This is a genomic window from Pseudotabrizicola sp. 4114, from assembly GCF_031457365.1.
Taxonomy (GTDB): Bacteria; Pseudomonadota; Alphaproteobacteria; order Rhodobacterales; family Rhodobacteraceae; genus Pseudotabrizicola.
This window is the reverse complement of the sequence record NZ_JAVDWP010000007.1, coordinates 157,220-163,483: the sequence shown is the minus strand read 5'-3', so window position 1 is coordinate 163,483 and position 6,264 is coordinate 157,220. Positions and strand designations below refer to the sequence as shown.

9 protein-coding genes are annotated in these 6,264 nt (G+C 60.0%); 4 read left to right on the top strand and 5 right to left on the bottom strand.

Features of this window, described 5'->3' with window-relative positions:
- Positions 1 to 596: LysR family transcriptional regulator (locus J2X53_RS16510; protein ID WP_349038588.1), on the bottom strand; the 596-nt coding region annotated here is incomplete at its 3' end.
- A gap of 93 nt (positions 597 to 689) precedes the next feature.
- Between J2X53_RS16510 and J2X53_RS16505 the strand changes: the two genes are divergently transcribed.
- Both J2X53_RS16505 and J2X53_RS16500 read left to right on the top strand, forming a co-directional pair.
- Positions 690 to 1,553 carry an SDR family oxidoreductase gene (locus J2X53_RS16505; protein ID WP_349038587.1) on the top strand — a complete coding sequence of 288 codons (864 nt, stop codon included), beginning with the start codon at positions 690 to 692 and terminating at the stop codon, positions 1,551 to 1,553.
- Position 1,554: 1 nt separating this feature from the next.
- Positions 1,555 to 2,064, top strand: a complete 510-nt coding sequence (locus tag J2X53_RS16500) for an ester cyclase (RefSeq protein WP_349038586.1) — start codon at positions 1,555 to 1,557, stop codon at positions 2,062 to 2,064.
- A 93-nt stretch (positions 2,065 to 2,157) separates the two neighbouring features.
- Here the strand turns inward: J2X53_RS16500 and J2X53_RS16495 are convergent, their stop codons facing one another.
- The 4 genes from J2X53_RS16495 to J2X53_RS16480 all read right to left on the bottom strand — a co-directional run bounded on the left by J2X53_RS16495 (position 2,158) and on the right by J2X53_RS16480 (position 4,796).
- Positions 2,158 to 3,117: a LysR family transcriptional regulator gene (locus tag J2X53_RS16495; protein WP_349038585.1), complete on the bottom strand. Its 960-nt coding sequence runs from the start codon at positions 3,115 to 3,117 to the stop codon at positions 2,158 to 2,160.
- Positions 3,118 to 3,185: 68 nt separating this feature from the next.
- A complete protein-coding gene (locus tag J2X53_RS16490; protein ID WP_349038584.1) occupies positions 3,186 to 3,782 on the bottom strand; it encodes a hypothetical protein in 597 nt (198 codons plus the stop codon).
- Entirely contained in the window at positions 3,782 to 4,495 is a 714-nt protein-coding gene (locus J2X53_RS16485) for a M20/M25/M40 family metallo-hydrolase (RefSeq protein WP_349038583.1), read from the bottom strand. Before J2X53_RS16485 ends, J2X53_RS16490 begins: the two co-directional genes overlap by 1 nt.
- Positions 4,419 to 4,796, bottom strand: coding sequence for a hypothetical protein (locus J2X53_RS16480; RefSeq protein WP_349038582.1), 378 nt, complete (start codon positions 4,794 to 4,796; stop codon positions 4,419 to 4,421). The genes J2X53_RS16485 and J2X53_RS16480 overlap by 77 nt, the downstream gene beginning before the upstream one ends.
- A gap of 287 nt (positions 4,797 to 5,083) precedes the next feature.
- On the opposite strand from J2X53_RS16480, the gene J2X53_RS16475 reads away from it, so the two are divergent.
- Both J2X53_RS16475 and J2X53_RS16470 read left to right on the top strand, forming a co-directional pair.
- The gene (locus tag J2X53_RS16475) at positions 5,084 to 5,449 is read left to right on the top strand and encodes a transposase (RefSeq protein WP_349038581.1); all 366 of its coding nucleotides are present in this window, start codon (positions 5,084 to 5,086) and stop codon (positions 5,447 to 5,449) included.
- Complete coding sequence (locus J2X53_RS16470; RefSeq protein ID WP_349038594.1) at positions 5,425 to 6,240, top strand: IS3 family transposase; 816 nt, start codon at positions 5,425 to 5,427, stop codon at positions 6,238 to 6,240. Before J2X53_RS16475 ends, J2X53_RS16470 begins: the two co-directional genes overlap by 25 nt.
- Positions 6,241 to 6,264: the final 24 nt, after the last annotated feature.

Here is a 6,264-nt window from a genome sequence, read left to right as displayed (position 1 = left end):
CCGATCAGGCCAAGCCGCGCGACATCCTCGATCGTCTGGGGGTGCCCATGGCGATCAAGATAGTCGCGGCGGGCATGAAAACCCACCCGGATGGCTCCGATGTGCCTGGCAACCAGAGCATCCTGCGAGGGGCGGACCATGCGGATGGCGATGTCGGCCTCGCGCTCCAAAAGGTTTTCGCGGCTGTTGTTCAGACCCAGTTCAATGATCAGCCCCGGATGAAGCCTTTGCAGGTCGGCCAGCATGGCGGGCAGAACCTCGACCCCCACCACTTCGCTGGCCGTGATCCGCACCGTACCTGTGGCAGCACCCGCTTCGGCAGAGGCTGCGCGTGCAAACGACTGCGCGGCTTTGGCCATGGCATCGACATGCGCCGCCAGTTCCAGCGCTATTCCGGTGGGCAGCAGTCCGGCGGGTGAGCGCATGAACAACACAACACCATGCTCACGCTCCAGATCCTCAATGCGCCGTCGCACGGTGGGTTGGGCCACGCTCAGCGCGCGGGCCGCTGCCGAAAGGCTGCCTTCCCGGATAACGGCGAGGAACGCGCGGTGACGCTCCCAGTCCGGCGCGGCAGCAGGGGGGGTTGAGTTCATACATTTTATACTAGCCGTACAATAGTTCTTGTCAATTTTCTTTGTGCTGAAGCCTCGTCATATTGGGGACATCAACCTTCAAGGAGTTCCAAAATGATCCTTCTCACTGGTGCCACCGGCTCTGTCGGCTTCGAACTGGCCAAATTGCTTTCCGCCCATGGCATTGCCGCCAAGGCCATGGTGCGGTCTGACGCTGCTGCCGAAAAACTCAAGAACCTCCCGGGCATCACACCCGTCACCGGGGATTTCGATGATCCCGCCTCGGTCGAGCGGGCATTGCAGGGCGTTGACCGGGCCTTTCTGCTCACCAATTCGACAGAGCGCGCCGAAAGCCAGCAACTGGCCTTTGTGGCCGCAGCACAACGGGCGGGGGTGAAGCACATCGTCAAGCTGTCGCAGCTTCACGCGTCGGCCGACTCGCCAGTGCGCTTCCTGCGGTATCATGCGGCGGTGGAGCAGGCGATCCGCGACAGTGGCATGGCCTACACCTTTCTGCGGCCCAACCTGTTCATGCAGAACCTGCTTGGGTTTCGCGACACCATCGTCGGTATGGGCAAGCTGTTCGCGCCCATCGGTGCGTCACGGATCAGCCTGATCGACACCCGGGATATTGCGGCCATTGCCTTTGCCGCGCTGACCACCCCGGGTCATGAGGGCCTGACCTATGACCTGACCGGACCCGAGGCTCTGACCCATGCCGAGGTCGCCCTGCAGATAAGTTCGGCCATTGGCCAGCCGGTGACGTTCATCCAGATACCGCCCGATGCCATGCGCGACGCGGTTGTTGCCGCAGGATTTCTGCACTGGCAGGCCGATGGCCTGATCGAGGATTACGCCCATTATTCCCGCGACGAAGCCGATGCCGTCAGCCCCACGGTGACGGGCGACCCTGCCCGATTCTTTTCGGACTTTCTGAATGATTACAAAACTGTCTTCACCCCCGGCACAGGAGCTTGACATGAAACGACGCGGTATGATGACGGCCACATTGGCAGCAATTCCCCTGATCGGGATGGCTGCCATGACCAGCGCCCAGCCGATAAACGACGGCGAACTGCCCGCACTCTGGGACAAATGGGTCGCCATGTGGAATGGCGATCTTGCGATGGCCGATCTGATCATGGCACCCGATTACAAGCTGCACATGTCGCCCATCGGCGGGAGTGATCTGTCGGGTTATGCCGGGGCAGCGGGCATGGCCGGGTGGATCGGCCAGCTCCATGCGGCCATCAACCCGTTCGTCTTCGAGGTGCAGGTTCAGCCGCTGTTTGGCGATGGTATGATCGCCGGGCGTTGGCTCGCCAGCGGCATCTATCAAGGCGGCTTTCCGGGCGCCAGGGCCGCGCCGGGCACCCCTGTCACGTTTGCCGGCGCTGATTTCCTGCGTATCGAGAACGGCAAAGTGGCGGAATACTGGCTGAGTGCTGACCAGCTGGATTTGTTGAGCCAGCTTGAGATCATGGGCTAACCGCACCAGTGTGCGGCCTGCTTGCTGCGCAGGCAACGCAGCCGCGGACACTACGCAAATTGAGAATACCTGCATTGATGACCAAGGATCATACTAGGAAGCACCTTCGCGTTTTGTCGTTGCCGGCATCTTGGAGAGAAAGGCGCGCAAATGTTCGCCAAAAACCCGACTTGCTCCGCTTAGGGCTTTGCCGCGCAGGTGAACGAAATTGAAATTGTAGTCATGTTCCGTGCCTTCTATGGGACGCCAACTGATGTTGGGGCGGCCGCCGCGCACCACATAACAAGGAAAGATCGCAACGCCGACCCCAGCACTAGCAAGGGCAATGGCCGTGTTGATCATCGTGACGCTCATCACATAGCCTTTGCCAAGATGACCAAGTTGCTCGATAGCCCCCGTAACATGACCGACGCCAAACTTGCTGCGCAGACCAATGCGCGGATACGCCGAGACCTGTTCCCAAGAAACACATTCGAATTCTTCCAGCGGATGACCGTGGGCAAAGCAAACGATCATAGACTCGCGCACGACCGCGATCTCGGTAAGATCGAATTCGCCCGACAGTTCGTGATCCTGGTTCGGCAGCCCGCCGATCAGGCCAACATCGCTTGATCCGTTGGCGATGTGCTCGATCATCTGCTTCCGGGTCTGGCAGTCATAGAGTGAGAGCCGGACGCGCGGATTGGTTTCCATGAAGCCACCGACAACCGGGGCGACGATCTGGGTCGACATGTTTGATGCCGAACAAAGCCGGAGTTCGCCGGTCGAGCCCTGCGCGAGGCTGCGCAACTGACCGACCGATTGCTCGAACTGTTGCAAGATCGCCTCGGCAGAAATAACGAAAGCGCGCCCTTCCGCGGTCAGTTCAAGCCGCCGCGTGGAACGATCAAGCAGGCGCACAGCAAGCTTATGTTCAAGCTCGGCAACGCGCTTGCTGACCGCCGATTGAGTGATGTTCAGCATCCCGGCCGCAGCGGTAAAGCTCCCCGTGCGGATCAAAGCCACGAAAGCCACCAGATCGCGGGTGGAGATGTTTTCCTTGAGGATGTTCACATCGGATTCCAAAGGGGTAAGGCGCGGAATGTGTCGACCGCGCCTCATTCTAATGTGTTGTGAAGCGATTATGCAACTTCATGGGGGGGTTGCGGTTGCACGCCGTCAGGAATGGGAGAGACGTAGGGTCTTCCCCCGCGCCGCCGGCGCCACTCCGCCTTGGCGGCCTCCATCTGTGCCGGGTTCATCAGAAGCTCGGCTGCGCCGGCGGCAAGCGTCTTGGCGGCATGGACCATCGCCTTGTGCGCCGCCGGTGTCTTGCCCTGAGCAACGACCTGCCAGGAATGGCCCGGCGTGCCTAGCGCCCACGTCGCCGTCCAGCATTGCGCCGTAGGGGTGACCCAACTTACATCGCCGACATCGGTCGAACCGGCGCGGAAATGCGGCGCACCCTCATAGCGGCGGATACCGGTATGCAGCGGCGCGTCTCGATCAACCCGGTTGTGCACCGAGTCCTCGGAAAAGTGGTAAAGTTCGAGACAGGCTTCAACGGCGTTGGGTGGGAATGTCTTTTGCAATGCGGCGGCATAGGCTCGGTCTGCCTCGTCGAACGGGATCGGGCCTAGTTCCATCAGCTTGTTGTGCAGCACGCTTTCCATAACTGGATTGGGGATCAGGTTGGATGAGCCGCGCTCGACAGTGATGTCAACCGAAGTGCCCGTCATCAGCGCTGCACCGCGAGCCACGTCATGCAGCCGTTCGGCAACCTGCAGAACGTCGGCCAGATTCGTTGACCGCACATAAAAAGCGTTTCCGCCGTGGCTTGCACAACATTGGGTGAGCTGCCGCCGCCATTGGTGATGGCGTAGTGCATGCGCACATTGGGACTCACATGCTCGCGCAGGAAGTTTGCGCCGACATGCAGCAGACCCATCGCATCCACGGCGCTGCGACCCAGATGTGCTGAATGGCTGGCGTGGGCAGAACGTCCGCTGAACTTGTAATAGACGCCAATGACAGCAAGATTTTCATTGGAGCGCGCGCCGGTAATTGGAGCTGGATGCCAGGTGAAAGCGACATCGACATCATCGAACAGCCCGTCTCGCGCCATGAAAGCTTTGCCGGAGCCGCCTTCCTCGCCGGGGCAACCGTAATAGCGCACACGCACCGGATGACCCGTTTCCCGCGCGACATCTGTCAGGGTGACAGCGGCAAGCATAGATCCTGCGCCAAGGAGATTGTGGCCACAACCATGGCCAGTGGCGCCCGGCTTGATCGGTTTCTGCTCGGAGGCGCCAGCTTCCTGGCTCATTGCCGAGAGTGCATCGAACTCACCGAGAAAAGCGATGACGGGGCCATCGTCACCTTTTTCGGCGATGAAGGCGGTGTCGATACCGGCAACCTGCCGGCGGATGGTGAAGCCGTATTTTTCGAGCACGCTGACCCGCGTTCATCACTTCGAGAAAGCGGATGAAATGTTTTACCGACCCGTCCATGGTCCAGCCTTCGAGATCATCTTCGGGCGGGTTGTCGGTATAACCGTGGCCCAGCCGATCGACGGAGATCGCGCGCCGGGTCGCTGAACAGGCTTGGATGAGCGGCAGAAAGTCATCAGCGCTCGACGCCGAGTTCGCATCTCCGATGGTGCCGCCATGCACGAAAACCACGGGAACGCCGCCGCTTCCCGCCTCCAGATAGCGGGTCCGGATCGCCCCGACATCGATAAATTGGTTCTCCATCATCCCTCCGCAGCTTCTTTGCGTAACGTCGATGAAAGAACTAACGTAGTCAAAGGAATTAATTATATTGATTTAGTCCATTATGGACTTATCTTGAATCAAGCGTTGGAACGACGGCGACGGCTCATTTGTCGACCGGTCATGGTGGGCTTGACCTAAGCGCGCCATAGTTGACACGGTCCGGGAAGCGGCACACGGCGAGAAAAAGGTGGAGTGAACCCCACGGACTGGACCACGGGAGGCTGAAGATCTGATACGCTGGACTGGCCTTGCATGGAGAAAGCACCATGACGTCCCGAGGTCCCTACCGTCGACATTCGACACCCTTCAAATTGCAGCTCTGCCAAGACATCAGATCTGGCATCATCGGGCGGCGCGATGCGCAGCGCAGCCACAGTATCTCGGCCAACCTCATCCAGCTTTGGCTGACCCAATTCGACCGAGGTGAACTGACGGGCGAAGAGGCGGAAGCCAGCGTCATCGCCGACTACGAGACCCGCATCGCCGCGCTGGAGCGCAAGGTCGGCCAGCTGACGATGGAGCTGGATCTTGCCAAAAAAAACCCGCGGATGCCGACCGCCAACGCCAGCGAGACGTCCTTCGTGATCAGCGGCCCCGCACCTGCTCCATCCGGCGGGGGTGCAAAGCCATGAACCTGCCACGCAGCACCTATTATTATCGTGCGGTCGCCGAACCCGAAGGGCTGTCGGATGCCGAACTCACGTCGATCATTGAAGACATCCAGGACGAACTGCCCTGCTACGGCTACCGACGTGTGACATACGAACTCCGGCGTCACGGATTTATCATCAATCACAAAAGGGTAGCACGCGTCATGCGGCTTGCTGGACTTGGCATAAAGCCACGCAGGCGCTTTGTGCGGACAACCGACAGCCAGCACGACTCTCCGATCTTCCCGAACCTCTACCGCAATACCATCCCCGATCAGCCGGACAGGATATGGGTTGCGGACTTAACCTACATCCGGGTGTCGACCGGGTTCTGCTTCCTCGCGGCCATTCTGGATGCCTGCAGCCGCAAGGTTGTCGGATATGCCCTGTCACAGCGTCTCGACACACCACTGGCGCTGGCGGCCTTGCGCGCCGCGGTGGTGAACCGGGCTCCTCCGAAGGGCTGCATCCATCATACGGACCGCGGATGCCAATATGCATCCCAGCCCTATCGCGATGCCCTCGAGGCCGCAGGGCTAAAAGGATCCATGAGTAGCGTCGGAAATCCCTATCACAACGCGCAGGCGGAGAGCTTCATGAAGACGCTGAAGGTCGAGGAGGTCTATCGGGCCGGATACGAGATTTTTACTGATGTGGCTACCCGCTTGCCCCGATACATTGAGCAGATCTACAATACCAAAAGACTGCACTCAGCCCTCGGATACCGATCACCCGAGGACTTCGAAACCCAACTCGCCCGCGAGGCGGTTTAGGTCGGATAACCCCCCGTGGTCCAG

What these genes read in the sequence shown, in the direction of transcription:
- J2X53_RS16505 (WP_349038587.1), top strand. Translation starts at nt 690, where the DNA reads ATGATCCTTCTCACTGGTGCCACCGGCTCTGTCGGCTTCGAACTGGCC.
- J2X53_RS16500 (WP_349038586.1), top strand. Translation starts at nt 1,555, where the DNA reads ATGAAACGACGCGGTATGATGACGGCCACATTGGCAGCAATTCCCCTG.
- J2X53_RS16490 (WP_349038584.1), bottom strand. Translation starts at nt 3,782, where the DNA reads ATGACGGGCACTTCGGTTGACATCACTGTCGAGCGCGGCTCATCCAAC.
- J2X53_RS16480 (WP_349038582.1), bottom strand. Translation starts at nt 4,796, where the DNA reads ATGGAGAACCAATTTATCGATGTCGGGGCGATCCGGACCCGCTATCTG.
- J2X53_RS16475 (WP_349038581.1), top strand. Translation starts at nt 5,084, where the DNA reads ATGACGTCCCGAGGTCCCTACCGTCGACATTCGACACCCTTCAAATTG.